Here is a 13,958-nt window from a genome sequence, read left to right on the forward strand (position 1 = left end):
TTGCTCTCGTATTCTCTACTTATTCGATCGATTCCCAAGCCATCATTCCGCCTGATACGTCATAGATTTCCGTATAGCCGGCATCCTGTAATTGACTAGCAGCCTGGGCACTTCGGTTACCGCTTCGACAGATGACGTAGATTGGTTCGTCTTTCGGATACGACAGTTGGTTTGCATCTAATGAAGAAAGTGGTGCGTTCACCGCCCCTTCGATATGCCCCCCCTCGTATTCCGATACTTCACGTACATCAAGAAGCGTTATTTCCTCGTTTTCCAATTTGTTTTGTAGAGTTTCAGCATCAATTTTCGTGATTTCATCCTTTTCTGATGTGATTACAAAGATAAAAATCACCATAACAACCAAAATCCCAACAAATAAGGAAATTTTCTTCATGTTTTTCCCTCCAATTCTTTTCACTTGCGCTCATTATACCTTAGGGGGTATATTAAAGCCAACGAAACATTCTCGTTGCCAAAAACCTTAAACACGAAAAGGAGATCAAAGACTCATGAAGACGATTACGACTACTGAATTAGAAGCGTTACTTCAAGCTGACGACTCACTCAACCTCATCGACGTACGAGAGGTTGATGAATATGCTGGAGGTCACATTAAACAAGCGAAAAACGTACCACTTTCTGAATTCGGGGCAAAAGTCGATGAGCTCGATCGCTCTAAACCGATTCACGTCATTTGCGCAGCCGGTGGACGCAGCATGAACGCATCTGCTTACCTCGACTCACTCGGATTCGATGTCACGAACGTCGACGGTGGGATGATGAGCTGGCAAGGCGAAGTCGAATAAAACCATTACATTCATTTATAGGGGGAAATCCACATGCTATTACGTTATTTTTATGATGAGAAATTAGCACAAGCTTCATATATGGTCGGATGCCAAATGACAGGAGAAGCCATCGTCATCGATCCGGCCCGTAACATCGAGCCATATCTTCAAGAAGCGAAAAAAGAAGGCATGAACATTGTCGCAACAGCTGAAACACACATTCATGCGGACTTTGTATCGGGATCACTCGAACTTGCGAAGCGCACAGGTTCGAAAGCTTATTTATCAGATGAAGGCGATGCTTCTTGGAAGTATGCGTTCGCCAAAGACATCGACGCACAACTCGTCAAAGAAGGCGACACGTTCAAAATCGGAAACGTGACACTTGAAGTCATGCACACACCGGGTCACACACCAGAACACATTTCGTTCCTTCTGTATGACCGGAACCAGACACAACCGATGGGCATCTTCACAGGCGACTTCGTCTTCGTCGGAGATATCGGTCGCCCCGACCTCCTCGAAGAAGCAGCCGGTGTGAAAGGAACGACGGCAATCGGCGCGGAACAAATGTTTGATTCACTCAAGAAATTCATGGCGCTTCCCGACTTCGTTCAAGTTTGGCCAGGACACGGTGCAGGCAGTGCTTGCGGGAAAGCGCTCGGCGCGATTCCAACGTCGACGGTCGGTTATGAGAAAGCGACGAACTGGGCGCTTCAAATGACGGACAAAGATGCCTTCATCAAAGAGTTGACGACGGATCAACCAGAACCGCCGAACTACTTCGCCATGATGAAGAAAGTGAACAAAGAAGGCATTCAAGTGACAACGAATGTCGCTCGTCCTGAAGTCGTCGGTTCAGATCGCCTTGATACACTCGTCGAAGAGACGCAAGTCGTCGACACGCGTAAAGGAGAAGACTTTGCGAACGGACACGTACCAGGTACAATCAACATCCCGTACAACAACAAGTTCGTCTCGTGGGCTGGCTGGCTCGTCAACTTCGACAAAGACATCACACTCATCGCAAGTGCGGAAGATGTCGATCAAGTACAGACCGACCTTCAATCAATCGGTCTCGACCGTCTTCGCTTCATCGTTCCGGTCGAAGAGCTCGACGCTTCACTCTTGACGGAAACGTATACGGACGTGACGGCAGAAGAAGCAATCGAAGCTGCAGAAAAAGGTGACGTCTTCGTCCTTGACGTTCGTAACGCGACAGAATGGAACGCGAGCCATTACGAAAAGGCAGAGCGCATCTTGCTCGGTAAACTCACACGTGATCACGAAGGTCTTCCGACCGATCAAACGATTGCGGTCCACTGTGCATCAGGCGTACGCTCACGCATGGCTGCAAGTGTCCTTCAATCGCTCGGCTACAAAGATATCCACAATATCCTTGGTGGCTACGGCGCAATGAAGACTGTCTTGAACGCTCAACAAATCAAGTAATGTTATACTGACTATGAATATGGCGCCCGCTTCGAGAGGGGCGCCTTTTGTTTAGGAGGGAAAGACGTGGTCGCTATCGGTCCACTTAACATTCGTGTCGATTTACTCATTTTTTTAGTAAGCCTTGGTATCCTTTACGGGATCTTTCGTTTCCTCGGTCTGAAGAGTAAGCAACGCGAAGCCGTCATCGGTACATGGTTTTATGGATTCCTTGCCTGGAAAGGAAGCGCCATCCTCATCGGTCTGTTGACGACTCGTGATATTTCTCTTGCTCTCTATGCTACAGGAGGGGTATGGTCTCAATGGATCGCGGCCGTTGTTGTCCTTTGGCTCGTCTATCGACTCGATCGAGACCTTTTAGGATATTGGATGCTGAGCGGGCTCCTCATCTGGCTCGGGATGACGCTCGCGGTTCCGGTATACGGGACGATATTCTCTCTACCCGACCAGCCGATTCATCTTTGGAGTGCTGTCCTTATCCTCATACTATTCGGGATGACATGGCGTTGGATGCATGCACCGACTCGAGGACACCTCCTTTGGACCGTCCTTGGCGCATCTAGTACCTGGCTGTTTCAGTCGTATGCGGTTGGACAAGTTCAATGGTGGATGATGGGCATCTCCTTCATCCTGCTCGGGCTTTCGCTCTATGTCGCTCGTCCTTCAAGAAGAGTCATACAATTGAGTATCGGTGCTCTCGTCTTGCTCGCGATCGTGAATGCTGCCCTACCGGAACGCGCGACACAAACGATCATGACAGAGACGGCATCGACCGGGCTAAACATCGGGCAAATTCCCCCATCGTTTGAGTTACAACGAACTGACGGGAGTACGTTCGACTTAGCAGCGTTACGCGGTCAACAAGTCGTCGTTAACTTTTGGGCGTCCTGGTGTCCTCCGTGTCGTGCAGAAATGCCGGACATGGCGGCGTTCGCGAAAGAGCGAGACGACGTGACGATTGTCGCCGTCAACACGACGACGAGCGAACGTGACCCGGACAATGCCATCTCGTTCGTCGAACCGTACGAAGATGCGTTTACTGTCGTCTATGACCGTGACGGTCAAGTCGGAGATGCGTACCGGATTCAGGCGATGCCGACGACATATGTGCTCGATGAATCCGGTGTGATCATCGCAAAACAATTCGGTGCCATCGATAAGAATTGGCTCGATGCTCAAGTAAATTGAACATGACAAAACCGCCGACAGTGATTTGTCGGCGGTTTATCTTATTGCTTCAAATATCCTTGTGCTTTCAAGAAGTCTTTGACGTCAAGACGCGTTGATTTTGACAACATGCGTCCCATCTGTCCAGTCCACGTGTCTTTACGCGGGTTCGAGCCACGGACCATATAGTAATCGTGGATCAACGCATCGTAATCGGAAAGGGACTGCTTCATACGTTCTGGATTCGCTTCATACGTGTTCTCATGATAAACATGCTGGAACGGCAAGCGTGGTTTTTGATCTTCGACTGAGGCCGGTACACCGACGGCCATACCGAAGAGCGGGATGACCCGTTCCGGCAATTCGAGCACTTCTTTGACCGCAAAAAGGTCGTTCCGAATGCCACCGATATAACAGATGCCGAGCCCCATCGACTCTGCCGCTACGGCCGCATTTTGTGAGGCGAGTGCAGCGTCAATCACAGCGACAAGCAACTTCTCATCAGTCTCAAGCGTCGCAGACACTTCCGCTTCCTGTAGCTCACCAATCATTTCATGGCGATGCAAATCCGCACAAAAGACGAAAAAGTGACCGTTCTCGACGACATAGGACTGGTTGCCCGCAATCTCGGCAAGTCGTTTCTTCTTCGCTTCATCGGTCACCCCGATGATGGAATAGGCTTGGATAAAGCTAGACGTCGATGCGCGTTGAGCGCTCTCAACGATGGTTCGGATTTGTTCATCTGTTAATGTCTCGTCCGTAAAGTCACGGACGGAACGGTGGTTCAATAATGTCTCAATCACTTCGTTCATACGTTCTTCCCCCTTTTTTTCAATCTTGGCACAAGCTTTCTGAATCCACAAATGAGAGGAATCCGTCGGGCACATTTTGAAGGAGGACGCTCACTTCTCGTTTTCTTATGCTATCATTATAGACTACATAGAAAATACGACAGCGTAACTTCGAATAAGGAGCGAGATATATGAAAAGAATGCCATTTTACATTCCATTCCTGCTTGGGGTGTTTCTCCTCTCCGGTTGTACGGATGCCGATGTGAGCGTCCCGACGTCGACTGAAGAAACCGTCGAAGAGGAACCGACACAAGAAGAACAGACAACCGAGACGCCTTCACCTGAACAGGAAGAAGATTTATTTGAAGGCTATACACAAATTGAGGTCGATGGCGGTGATCAGTCCGGAACACGGGAAGCGAATGTCGTCGTCGATATCGGCTTCGGCGACCGTGAGTACTGGGCGTTCACGAACGAGCATGGTCAATTGATTCGTGTTATCGCCGACGAAATCACGCTTCAAGACGATGAGACCGAAGACGTCAATTCTTCTGGTCGCTATTATTCAGACGAGGCGAAAGTTCCGGGTGTCGAAGACCCGAATCTCGATGAAGGTCATATCATCGCTGATTCGCTCGGTGGTGTCTCGAATGCCTATAACATCACACCACAAAACAGTGCACTCAACCGCTACGGGGACCAGGCGTTCATGGAAGATGTCATTCGAAAGGCTGGCGGTGCGAAAGACTTTGAGGCGATCATTACCTATCCGAACACGACGACACAGATTCCTTCCCGCTACCAGTATACGTATACCGTACGAGGCAACACGGTCACGGATACGTATGGTAACGAGGACCCGGAAGAAGTGAACGAATCGCTCGATTTGACGGACGACTCTCCACCTGACGTGACGACGGAACCGGTCGAGGAGCGAGACTTATCCGATATCGACGTTGACGGAAACGGACAAGTGACGATCAAAGAAGCGAAAAACGCCGGATTCGAGATGCCGATCACACGTGATCATTGGTTGTATCAATACATGGACGACCGAGACGGTGACGGGATGGTCGGTGAATAAGTACAATAGACGAGACGTTCCTCTATGAAAGGAGCGTCTTTTTGCATTCAAAAAAAACCGCGGCACAAGACCGCGGTTACATGCTTAGTTCGACATTTGGTTCAAGAATGGTGCGAGATCAACGTTCAACTCGTTCGAGAGACGCTCCCCGAGTTCACGATCCGCACGATAGAAGTTGCAAATCAAGAGGAGAACGGTCTTCTCATGACGAACTTCTTTGATATGCGCGACGAGGTTACGGATTAGCGCGTCCTTCTCTTCCTGAGAATAACGGCGATACACTTCTCCGGCCTGACCGAAGTCGTTCGTCTTCTCAATCTTCTGACGACCTGTCACGCCTGTAATCGGTTGCGGCGTTTCAATATAGTCCGCGTTCGGCTTCGGTGCGTCTTCATAGCGGTTTGGCTCGTAGTTGACCGGACTCGTCTGTTGCTTGAACGGCATCGCCCCGTCACGCTGGTTGTTCGCGACTTGAGCGAACGGGCAGTTGATCGGAAGTTGGAGATAGTTCGGTCCGATACGGTGACGCTGCGTATCCGAATACGAGAAGAGTCGTCCTTGGAGCATCTTGTCTTCCGACGGCTGGATTCCTGGGACGAGAACCCCCGGGTTGAAGCCGACAGATTCTGTCTCGGCGAAGAAGTTGTCGACGTTCTTATTGAGCGTCATCGTTCCGACCAATTGATACGGGATGACGTCTTCGAACCAATCTTTCGTCGCATCGAGTGGGTCAAAGTCGAAGTTGTCCATGTCCGCTGGGTCTAAAATTTGCACATATAGATCCCATTCCGGATAGTCTCCTTGCTCAATCGCGTTGAACAAGTCACGTGTCGCGTGGTTGAAGTCTTCCGCCTGAATCTTCGCGGCTTCTTCCATTGACAAGTTTTGAATGCCTTGCTTCGGTACCCAGCGCATCTTTATGTACACCGTGTTGCCGAATTCATTCACCCACTTGAAGGAATGGACGGATGACCCTCGCATGTGGCGATACGATGCTGGGATTCCCTCGTCACTGAAGAGATGCACGAGCATGTTCGTTGATTCCGGTGTGAGCGACATGAAGTCGAAGAAGCGGTCTGGGTCTTGAAGATTTGTTTGTGGGTCCGGTTTGAGCGAGTGAATCACGTCCGGGAATTTAATCGCGTCACGGATGAAGAAGACCGGCAAGTTGTTTCCGACGAAGTCATAGTTTCCTTCTTCTGTGTAGAACTTGACGGCGAAACCACGTGGATCACGAAGCGTTTCTGGTGAACCTAAGCCGTGGATAACGGTCGAGAAACGCGCAAACACAGGCGTCTCTTGCCCCTCTTCTTGCAAGAATGCGGCTTTCGTATATCGTTTCATACTATTTTTTACAGTGAAGACACCATGCGCCCCTGCCCCTCTCGCGTGAACGACGCGTTCTGGTACGCGTTCACGGTCGAAATGCGCTAATTTCTCAATTAGTTGATAGTCTTCGAGAAGCGTCGGGCCCCGACGACCCGCAGTGATGGAGTTGGCGTTATCCCCGATTGGTGCGCCTTGGTTAGTAGTTAGTTGACGGTGTTGATCCATATGATTGCCTCCCATTATTTATAATCATTACAATCTTGATATTAATCAAATATTAGAATAATTACAAATAAAAAGCTCGTGAATCACGAACTTTTTTTCATGTGTCTCTTTTGTTTGGCTTTTTCACGTTGATGAAGCGTGACGACGAAGAACGCGGCGAGCACTCCACCAAGTGACCCAGCGATGATGTCGACCATCGTATCGTCGTTCCCGTTCCCTTGCATCGTTGTGTTTAAGACGACGTCGGATGTAAATTCATACATCTCCCAAAGCGCCGCACCAGCCATAGAAAAGACGACGATATAGACGAATAAAAATCGTTTCGGAATTTCGGTTCGAATGTCGTCATCGAGTCGACTGAAAAAGTCGAACCCTAAAAATGCGAGAAAGATACCGCTCAAAAGATGAAGGAATGTGTCCCACCAGCCGTTCCCGTACAGCCCGACGATGGACCCTAAATACTGTGAGGCAAATAAGAACAGGATATATGCGACCTTCATCTTGCTATCGAGCTCTGTTTTGAACATCTTCTCAATGAAAAACGGGATGAGACCAGAGATGATCCCGGCTCCCGCCACACTCGCATCGAACCAGGATTCTTCAATGATTGATGTCACGAGCATGACCGCCATGAACAAGACGAATCCGAATTCGAGGATACGCCCTTTCGAGAGCTTCATGTTACTTCGCCTTCTTTCGTCTAGTTTGTTCTCTATAAGCTCTATTCCCAACTCTCAATCGTGTTCAACCACACAATCAAATTTAGTTGGACTCACTTGTTTTTTACGAACATTCGTTCTACAATGTATATTATGAATCCTAGGAGGAACTTGCTATGCCGATCAATCCGTATCTCAACTTTAATGGGAATTGCCGCGACGCCGTAAACTTCTATGCGGACGTTCAACCATGCCGCTCCAGACATCATGACGTTCGGTGACCAACCTGGTCCAGACGGTCAACCGGTGCCGAGTGAAATGGCCAATCTCGTGCTGCATACCCGACTATCGATTCACGGCTCATCGCTCATGTTTTCTGATGCGATGCCTGACGGACCGGTCACGTTCGGGGACAACGTCACACTCGCCGTCGTCACGGACGACCTCGATGCCATCCACCGCGAGTTCGAAGCGCTAGCGGTGAACGGCCGTGTCTTGATGCCGCTTCAAGAGACGTTTTGGAGCAAAGCGTATGGTATGCTCGAAGATCAGTTCGGTGTCCAATGGCAGTTTAGCCACGAAGCATGATCGTCCAAAAGACCTCAAACACATTTTTATGATGAGGTCTTTTGTTCGTTTCAAGATTAGCTTCGCCATAGAAAGTACTTTCAAGGAGATGAATCAAACTCATGAAAGAAGAGAATCCTGATCACTTAACTATTCCTGTTTGGGCATATGAGGCGATTGAAATAGAAGATGCAAATATGCAATGGGAAACATATGGTCTACGTGAAACAAGAGAGTTGTCTGACGTACTTTCAAAATTTGATATTAAGGGAGTAGAACATATAGGTAGTACAGCGGTTCCCGGTCTACCTGCAAAACCCATTATTGATGTGATGATTCGAATCGAATCATTTGTAAATATGAATGCGATTGTTGATACTTTAACCGCATATGGTTGGCACTATGTACCACCTGAATTGGATGGAAAGCCATGGCGCAGATTTTTTGTGAAAGTGAAAGATGATAAACGAGTTGCTCATTTGCATCTCATGAAAGGCACAGCAAAACGGTGGGAAGAACAAATTGAATTTCGAGACAAGTTACGGGACTCTCCTTTGCTCGCAAAGGAATACGGGCTTCTAAAAAAGCAGTTAGCGACTGAATTTCGTGAGGACAGAGAAAAATATACTGAAGCCAAAGCTGAATTTATAAATCGAGTATTAAACTCCTGATACAGATGAAGACCCCATCGCTAATCTACGATGGGGTCTTCCTTATTTTTGGGCAACGAAGAAGATGCGTTCGGCATCCGCTCCCGGTGCATGTTCGGTGAAATCAGAAGTGACCGATTTGACGTGGAACCCGGCACCAATCAACCATTGCATGTACTGCCCTGGTTCATATGTCCGTTGTTCATGCGTCTCTTCGATCCGTTCGTACGTCCCGTCTTCAAGCGCGACGAAGAACGTCAAATCATGAACGACCGAGAGCGGTGCCTCTCCCGGGTCGGCAAACCAGATATACGAGCAATCTTCCCCGTTTGACGCGTACGTCTTTTGGTTGAAGAGCGTCTGCATCTTATTCGGCGCATGGACATCAAAGATGAACAGCCCGCCCGGTTTGAGTTGGTTGAAGACAGATTCGAACGTGTCGATCACATCTGCCTCATCCCGCAGGTAGCAGAGTGAGTCACAGAGGATCGTCACGGCATCGACCGGTTCCGGTAACTCCAACTCACGCATATCTTGTTCCCAAAGTGGCAACTCGATTTCTGCTTCGAGTGCCTTTTCTTGTGCGACTTCGAGCATCGACTCCGATAAGTCGATCCCCATCACATCGTAATGTTCGGCGAGGCGAATCGTAGCCGATCCTGTCCCACATCCGACATCCGCGAGTGTCGCGCCATCTTGGACGTGACGACGCACGAAAGCGACCCACTCATCATACGGCGCGTCTTTCATTAACTCGTCGTATACATAGGCGAATCCTTCGTATGCCATTAGCCGACTTCCACTTCGACGTGCGGTGCGTCAGCCCACAATTTCTCTAGGTTGTAGTAATCACGGTCGTCACGATGGAAGATGTGGACGACGACGTTCTCGAGGTCAGCGAGTACCCAACGTGCCGTGTCCATTCCTTCAAACTTGTGGAGTGGTAGGTCGTTTTCGCCAGCGACATCTTTGATCTCACGTGCGATTGCTTCGACTTGCTTCTCCGAGTTCCCGTGACAGATGACGAAGTAATCCGCGATCGGCGAGATCCCTTCCATGTCGAGTACAACGATTTCCTCGGCACGTTTATCGTCAGCCGCTTTAACAATCAATTCTAATTCTTCTCTTGCAGTCATATTGACCCTCCTAAGGTGTATTCACAAAATCATTATACGTTTCAATCGTCAGTGGAAAAATGCGCACCGACTTCTTCAATAAAAATTCAATCGTTTGGCGCAGTGTCGCGACAACCGCCCCTTCGAGCGAATGCGCTGCCTCTACTCGCAGGCGATCAACCCCTGGATAATTCCGATTCGGTTCGATGGCATCGGCCACGAACAGGATCTGATCGAGACGAGACATCCCAGGCTCTCCCGTCGTATGATTCCGAATCGCCGATAATACGGTTTCCTCGAGTTCATACCGACGGGCAAGCAAGATCGCACCGACCGGCGCATGCAACAATTCGTCCCCGTACTCAAGAAGACTTGAATCAAGTCCCTCTTCGATGACGACTTGACGCATCTCTTCCGTGTCAAAGTACTTGGCGTAGTCATGAAGCATTGCTGCTAGACGAGCCTCTTCGACGTTCTCGCCGTACTGAACCGCCATCCGCTCTGCCGTCTCGACGACACCGAGCGTATGGATATAGCGTTTTTCTGGTAGCGTCTGTTTAATCAACTCATGCGCTTCTTCAAACGTCATACAGCTTATGCTCCTTCACATACGTCTCGACGAGCGCCGGGACCAAATATTTGATGGATTTGCCTCGCTTCGCCCGCTCCCGAATATCGGTGGACGAAATCTCAAGTTGCGGCATATCGATTGGACGAACGTCCGCCTTCTCTGGAATCAAGTAACGCGTCCCAGGACGGGCGACGGCACCGAATGCAACGAGACGGATAAGTGTCTCATAGTCGTGCCACGATTCGAGTGCGACGAGCGAATCCGCTCCGATCAAGAAATAGAACGTATCGTCTGGATGCTGTTCAATCAACCGCTTCATCGTCTCCACCGTATAGGACGGCTCACTCCGCTCAAACTCAATCAGGTTCAATTTGAACTCTGACTGACCTTGAATGGCGCGGCGGGTCATCTCGATTCGATGGTCTGCCGAGCTGAAGCCGACCTTGTGTGGCGGAATCGCAGCCGGTAAAAACCAGACTTCATCGAGCTCAAGTTGTTCGCGAGCTTGTTCGGCGATCAACAGATGACCGAGATGCGGCGGGTCGAACGTGCCCCCCATCAAACCGATGCGGCTCATGGGAGTTTGATTTGGCGATTTTCTTTCTCAGTCGCCTCTTTGTATAAGACGATGACTTTACCAATGACTTGAACAACCTCAGCTTTTGTACCTTCTGATAATTCGCCGGCCACGTCTTTTGGTGTGTCCATGCAGTTTTGAAGTACTTGAACTTTGATCAATTCGCGTTTTTCGAGTGCGTCCACGATATCTTTACACATCGCTTCGCTGACCCCATTCTTCCCAACTTGATAGATTGGTGAGAGATGGTGCGCTTCTGCGCGTAAAAAGCGTTTTTGTTTACCTGATAGCATAGTATATTATTCCTCCAATAATCCTTCGATTAACTTTTTTCCGATGGTTTCGTCCGGTTTCACGCCCGTCCATTTTTCGAACGAGAGCGCGCCTTGCCCGACGAACATGGCTACCCCTGTCACAATGACGGCCCCGCGATGTTTCGCTTCACGAAGCATCGGGGTGACAAGTGGACGATATATGATATCACAAACGACCGTGTTTTGTCGTAGTCCTTCTAATGAAAGTGGTGTCGAGCTCTTGTCCATGCCGACAGAAGTCGTCTGAATGATGACCTCATATTGCGAGACGTCGACCTTTTCGAACGTCGTGTACGTGACATCGAACACGTCTGCGAGTTCTTTTGCCCGTTCGACTGTCCGATTGACAATCGTCACCTGACGCGTCGGTAGTGCCTGTACGATTCCACGCGCAGCCCCACCCGCACCGATGACGAGGACTTGTCCTGTCCAATCGGTGAACGGTGTCAGTGCTTGGACGAGCCCTGCACCGTCTGTATTCGTTCCGACAAGGCGTCCGTCTCGCTTATACACCGTGTTGACGGCACCGGCAAGTTTCGCTGCCTCGTCGAGTTCATCAACGTAACGAACGACCGCTTCTTTATACGGAATGGTGACGTTGAATCCGTCCCATTCTCCGCCCCGCATCGCTTCGAACAAAGCAGCTAAGTCGCTCGCCATGGCGTCAATGGCCTCATAACGCCCGAAAAGCCCAGACGCCCTCAACCACTGCTCGTGCAGCTGGGGAGAGAGCGAATGAGCAATCGGGTGGCCGATGACAGCCAGATTCATACGAGCGCCTCGCGGAGCGTGACTGCGACGCCTTTCGGAGCCCAAGCCGCAATGCGACCGCCTTTACCGTGAATCGCGACCCATCCGAGGCCACTGAACACGATGTCTGTCTTCACACCGTCTCGTAAGCTGAATTCATGGCGTACGAGTGGTGGTAAGATTTCGAGCGTCTTCTCGTTCGGGGGATTGAGCATTTTCCCAATATGCTGGTCATAGAGCTCATCCGCGCGTTCGAGTTTTGTACGGTGTGCTTTCAACTCGTTCGACATATAGATGACGAACGATCGTTTATTGCCTTCCAAGTAATCCAAGCGTGCCAAACCGCCAAAGTAGAGCGTCTGTTGCGGGTTTAATTGGAACACATGTGGTTTGATTTCTTTTTTCGGCGTAATCGTCTTCAAATCTTTTGCATCGACGTAATGCGCCATTTGATGACGGTTGATAATCCCTGGTGTATCGTACAAGTTCGCATCATCATCAAGCGGGATGTCGATCAAGTCAAGCGTCGTTCCCGGGAAATGACTGACGGTGATGATGGCTTCATCCTCTTCACCGAAACGCTTGATCACCTGGTTGATGAGTGTCGATTTCCCGACGTTCGTACAACCGACGACAAAGACGTCTTTGCCTTTTCGGTAATATTCGATCTTCTCCGCGAGTTCATCGATGCCGTGTCCTTTTTTCGCACTGATCAAGTGAACGTCAATCGGGTTCAAGCCGAGCTCTTTCGCTTCAGCCTTCATCCAGTTCGCCATCCGGTTCGGGTTGACGGATTTCGGCAACAAGTCCACCTTGTTCCCGACCAAGAGGACCGGGTTCGACCCGACAGAGCGTTGTAGTCCCGGGAGCCAGCTGCCATTGAAGTCGAAAATATCGACAATCTTGATGACGAGTGCTTCTTTTGAACTGATGCCGTTCAAGATGCGCAAGAAGTCATCATCTGACAACTCGACGTCTTGAACTTGGTTGTAATGCTTCAATTTGAAGCAACGTTGGCAAATGACGATTTCTCGGTCAAGTGCTGATTTTGGTGCATAGCCGACCCCGTTCGGGTCTTCCGTTTGGATGGCTACGCCGCACCCAGCGCAATATCGTTTGGTTTCTTCCATAGTTGTGCTTACTGCCGTTCAGGTTTCCCCTTCTTCATTCGCCGTAGCACCTCGCTGCTACTCCTGAAGCGTTAATTCCGACGCCTTGGTCGCCGTACATGGGCAGCCTCCTTCTTCCTGTGCGTTCGAGGTCTTATTCATCTTTTTTATGTGAATCTTTGGAATGTGGATGCATCGCTTCGCCGATTTTTTCAGCAACCGCGACTTTCGCCCGCTGCGCGTCGACAGCAAGCTCTTCCACTTTTTTCGTGATCAATACATACTTCCCGCGACGCTTCATATGCGCAAAGACAACCTTCTCAAGCATCCGGTTGAATTTCGTGACAAGCCCGTCCGTTTTAACGACAGGTTGAACGTGGATGACATGGATGCCGGCCATATTCGCACCGAGTACGTCCGTAAACAACTGATCCCCTAAGAAAATGGCTTCCTTCGGTGAATAGCCATATTTCGAAAGTGCTGCTTTAAATCCTGATGGTAACGGTTTTCTCGCACGAGCGACATAATGAAGACCAAGCGGCTCCGTAAACGTCCGTACACGGTTCTCGTTATTATTTGATACGACAATCACATCGAAACCGTATGATTTCACTTTTTCAAGCCACATCAATAAAAGCTCAGGCGCATGCGGAACATCCCACGCCACGAGTGTATTATCAAGGTCGGTCAAAATGACACGTACCCCACGGTCTTTCAATTCTTGTAAGTCGATGTCAAACACAGACGCGACGAACTGTTTCGGATAAAGTCGATTAAACACGTAAAATTCCTCCAATTAGCTAAACGAT

The 13,958-nt window shown here is 49.6% G+C and carries 17 protein-coding genes and 1 pseudogene; 6 read left to right on the forward strand and 12 right to left on the reverse strand.

The annotated features are described in order from the left end of the window. Positions 1 to 19: 19 nt before the first annotated feature. Positions 20 to 394, reverse strand: coding sequence for a rhodanese-like domain-containing protein (locus AC5LIL_RS10660; protein WP_499824114.1), 375 nt, complete (start codon positions 392 to 394; stop codon positions 20 to 22). A gap of 115 nt (positions 395 to 509) precedes the next feature. Between AC5LIL_RS10660 and AC5LIL_RS10665 the strand changes: the two genes are divergently transcribed. From AC5LIL_RS10665 to AC5LIL_RS10675, 3 genes are all read left to right on the forward strand, one after another. Beyond that, the gene (locus AC5LIL_RS10665; protein WP_015881009.1) at positions 510 to 806 is read left to right on the forward strand and encodes a rhodanese-like domain-containing protein; all 297 of its coding nucleotides are present in this window, start codon (positions 510 to 512) and stop codon (positions 804 to 806) included. A 33-nt stretch (positions 807 to 839) separates the two neighbouring features. Next, positions 840 to 2,240 (forward strand): MBL fold metallo-hydrolase, encoded by a 1,401-nt coding sequence (locus AC5LIL_RS10670; protein WP_499824115.1) that lies wholly within the window; start codon positions 840 to 842, stop codon positions 2,238 to 2,240. Positions 2,241 to 2,306: 66 nt separating this feature from the next. Continuing rightward, complete coding sequence (locus AC5LIL_RS10675; RefSeq protein ID WP_427373193.1) at positions 2,307 to 3,428, forward strand: TlpA family protein disulfide reductase; 1,122 nt, start codon at positions 2,307 to 2,309, stop codon at positions 3,426 to 3,428. 41 nt (positions 3,429 to 3,469) lie between these two features. Here AC5LIL_RS10675 and nfsA read toward each other — a convergent pair whose 3' ends face one another. Further along, complete coding sequence (nfsA, locus tag AC5LIL_RS10680) at positions 3,470 to 4,219, reverse strand: oxygen-insensitive NADPH nitroreductase (RefSeq protein ID WP_214785359.1); 750 nt, start codon at positions 4,217 to 4,219, stop codon at positions 3,470 to 3,472. Positions 4,220 to 4,389: 170 nt separating this feature from the next. Here nfsA and AC5LIL_RS10685 point away from each other — a divergent pair, with 170 nt between their 5' ends. Further along, a complete protein-coding gene (locus AC5LIL_RS10685) occupies positions 4,390 to 5,283 on the forward strand; it encodes a DNA/RNA non-specific endonuclease (RefSeq protein WP_427373194.1) in 894 nt (297 codons plus the stop codon). A gap of 84 nt (positions 5,284 to 5,367) precedes the next feature. Here the strand turns inward: AC5LIL_RS10685 and AC5LIL_RS10690 are convergent, their stop codons facing one another. Together AC5LIL_RS10690 and AC5LIL_RS10695 are read right to left on the reverse strand one after the other, a co-directional pair. Further along, positions 5,368 to 6,837, reverse strand: a complete 1,470-nt coding sequence (locus tag AC5LIL_RS10690) for a catalase (RefSeq protein ID WP_499824117.1) — start codon at positions 6,835 to 6,837, stop codon at positions 5,368 to 5,370. A gap of 83 nt (positions 6,838 to 6,920) precedes the next feature. Beyond that, entirely contained in the window at positions 6,921 to 7,517 is a 597-nt protein-coding gene (locus AC5LIL_RS10695) for a DUF2238 domain-containing protein (protein ID WP_427373195.1), read from the reverse strand. Between the two features lie 155 nt (positions 7,518 to 7,672). On the opposite strand from AC5LIL_RS10695, the pseudogene AC5LIL_RS10700 reads away from it, so the two are divergent. After that, a pseudogene (locus AC5LIL_RS10700) lies at positions 7,673 to 8,084 on the forward strand (VOC family protein). 101 nt (positions 8,085 to 8,185) lie between these two features. Then, positions 8,186 to 8,734 (forward strand): GrpB family protein, encoded by a 549-nt coding sequence (locus AC5LIL_RS10705; RefSeq protein ID WP_214785363.1) that lies wholly within the window; start codon positions 8,186 to 8,188, stop codon positions 8,732 to 8,734. 42 nt (positions 8,735 to 8,776) lie between these two features. On the opposite strand, the gene AC5LIL_RS10710 is transcribed toward AC5LIL_RS10705, so the two are convergent. The 8 genes from AC5LIL_RS10710 to AC5LIL_RS10745 all read right to left on the reverse strand — a co-directional run bounded on the left by AC5LIL_RS10710 (position 8,777) and on the right by AC5LIL_RS10745 (position 13,930). Further along, entirely contained in the window at positions 8,777 to 9,502 is a 726-nt protein-coding gene (locus AC5LIL_RS10710; RefSeq protein ID WP_214785364.1) for a class I SAM-dependent DNA methyltransferase, read from the reverse strand. Then, a complete protein-coding gene (gene rsfS, locus AC5LIL_RS10715; protein WP_074032684.1) occupies positions 9,502 to 9,849 on the reverse strand; it encodes a ribosome silencing factor in 348 nt (115 codons plus the stop codon). The genes AC5LIL_RS10710 and rsfS overlap by 1 nt, the downstream gene beginning before the upstream one ends. Before the next feature lie 10 nt (positions 9,850 to 9,859). Further along, positions 9,860 to 10,417 carry a bis(5'-nucleosyl)-tetraphosphatase (symmetrical) YqeK gene (gene yqeK, locus AC5LIL_RS10720; protein WP_214785365.1) on the reverse strand — a complete coding sequence of 186 codons (558 nt, stop codon included), beginning with the start codon at positions 10,415 to 10,417 and terminating at the stop codon, positions 9,860 to 9,862. Continuing rightward, positions 10,407 to 10,976: a nicotinate-nucleotide adenylyltransferase gene (locus AC5LIL_RS10725; protein WP_214785366.1), complete on the reverse strand. Its 570-nt coding sequence runs from the start codon at positions 10,974 to 10,976 to the stop codon at positions 10,407 to 10,409. Before AC5LIL_RS10725 ends, yqeK begins: the two co-directional genes overlap by 11 nt. Then, on the reverse strand, positions 10,973 to 11,269 hold the full coding sequence (gene yhbY / locus AC5LIL_RS10730) for a ribosome assembly RNA-binding protein YhbY (protein WP_074032681.1): 297 nt from the start codon (positions 11,267 to 11,269) through the stop codon (positions 10,973 to 10,975). Before yhbY ends, AC5LIL_RS10725 begins: the two co-directional genes overlap by 4 nt. Positions 11,270 to 11,275: 6 nt before the next feature. Further along, entirely contained in the window at positions 11,276 to 12,061 is a 786-nt protein-coding gene (gene aroE, locus AC5LIL_RS10735; RefSeq protein WP_499824118.1) for a shikimate dehydrogenase, read from the reverse strand. Then, on the reverse strand, positions 12,058 to 13,170 hold the full coding sequence (gene yqeH, locus AC5LIL_RS10740; RefSeq protein ID WP_015880995.1) for a ribosome biogenesis GTPase YqeH: 1,113 nt from the start codon (positions 13,168 to 13,170) through the stop codon (positions 12,058 to 12,060). The genes aroE and yqeH overlap by 4 nt, the downstream gene beginning before the upstream one ends. Positions 13,171 to 13,303: 133 nt before the next feature. After that, the gene (locus tag AC5LIL_RS10745; RefSeq protein ID WP_274663891.1) at positions 13,304 to 13,930 is read right to left on the reverse strand and encodes a YqeG family HAD IIIA-type phosphatase; all 627 of its coding nucleotides are present in this window, start codon (positions 13,928 to 13,930) and stop codon (positions 13,304 to 13,306) included. Between the last annotated feature and the right edge of the window lie 28 nt (positions 13,931 to 13,958).

This window comes from Exiguobacterium sp. RM11 (genome assembly GCF_059821525.1).

What these genes read in the sequence shown, in the direction of transcription:
- AC5LIL_RS10660 (WP_499824114.1), bottom strand. Translation starts at nt 394, where the DNA reads ATGAAGAAAATTTCCTTATTTGTTGGGATTTTGGTTGTTATGGTGATT.
- yqeH (WP_015880995.1), bottom strand. Translation starts at nt 13,170, where the DNA reads ATGGAAGAAACCAAACGATATTGCGCTGGGTGCGGCGTAGCCATCCAA.
- aroE (WP_499824118.1), bottom strand. Translation starts at nt 12,061, where the DNA reads ATGAATCTGGCTGTCATCGGCCACCCGATTGCTCATTCGCTCTCTCCC.
- AC5LIL_RS10705 (WP_214785363.1), top strand. Translation starts at nt 8,186, where the DNA reads ATGAAAGAAGAGAATCCTGATCACTTAACTATTCCTGTTTGGGCATAT.
- AC5LIL_RS10665 (WP_015881009.1), top strand. Translation starts at nt 510, where the DNA reads ATGAAGACGATTACGACTACTGAATTAGAAGCGTTACTTCAAGCTGAC.
- yqeK (WP_214785365.1), bottom strand. Translation starts at nt 10,417, where the DNA reads ATGACGTTTGAAGAAGCGCATGAGTTGATTAAACAGACGCTACCAGAA.
- AC5LIL_RS10725 (WP_214785366.1), bottom strand. Translation starts at nt 10,976, where the DNA reads ATGAGCCGCATCGGTTTGATGGGGGGCACGTTCGACCCGCCGCATCTC.
- AC5LIL_RS10710 (WP_214785364.1), bottom strand. Translation starts at nt 9,502, where the DNA reads ATGGCATACGAAGGATTCGCCTATGTATACGACGAGTTAATGAAAGAC.
- yhbY (WP_074032681.1), bottom strand. Translation starts at nt 11,269, where the DNA reads ATGCTATCAGGTAAACAAAAACGCTTTTTACGCGCAGAAGCGCACCAT.
- AC5LIL_RS10695 (WP_427373195.1), bottom strand. Translation starts at nt 7,517, where the DNA reads ATGAAGCTCTCGAAAGGGCGTATCCTCGAATTCGGATTCGTCTTGTTC.
- AC5LIL_RS10690 (WP_499824117.1), bottom strand. Translation starts at nt 6,837, where the DNA reads ATGGATCAACACCGTCAACTAACTACTAACCAAGGCGCACCAATCGGG.
- nfsA (WP_214785359.1), bottom strand. Translation starts at nt 4,219, where the DNA reads ATGAACGAAGTGATTGAGACATTATTGAACCACCGTTCCGTCCGTGAC.
- AC5LIL_RS10685 (WP_427373194.1), top strand. Translation starts at nt 4,390, where the DNA reads ATGAAAAGAATGCCATTTTACATTCCATTCCTGCTTGGGGTGTTTCTC.
- AC5LIL_RS10670 (WP_499824115.1), top strand. Translation starts at nt 840, where the DNA reads ATGCTATTACGTTATTTTTATGATGAGAAATTAGCACAAGCTTCATAT.
- rsfS (WP_074032684.1), bottom strand. Translation starts at nt 9,849, where the DNA reads ATGACTGCAAGAGAAGAATTAGAATTGATTGTTAAAGCGGCTGACGAT.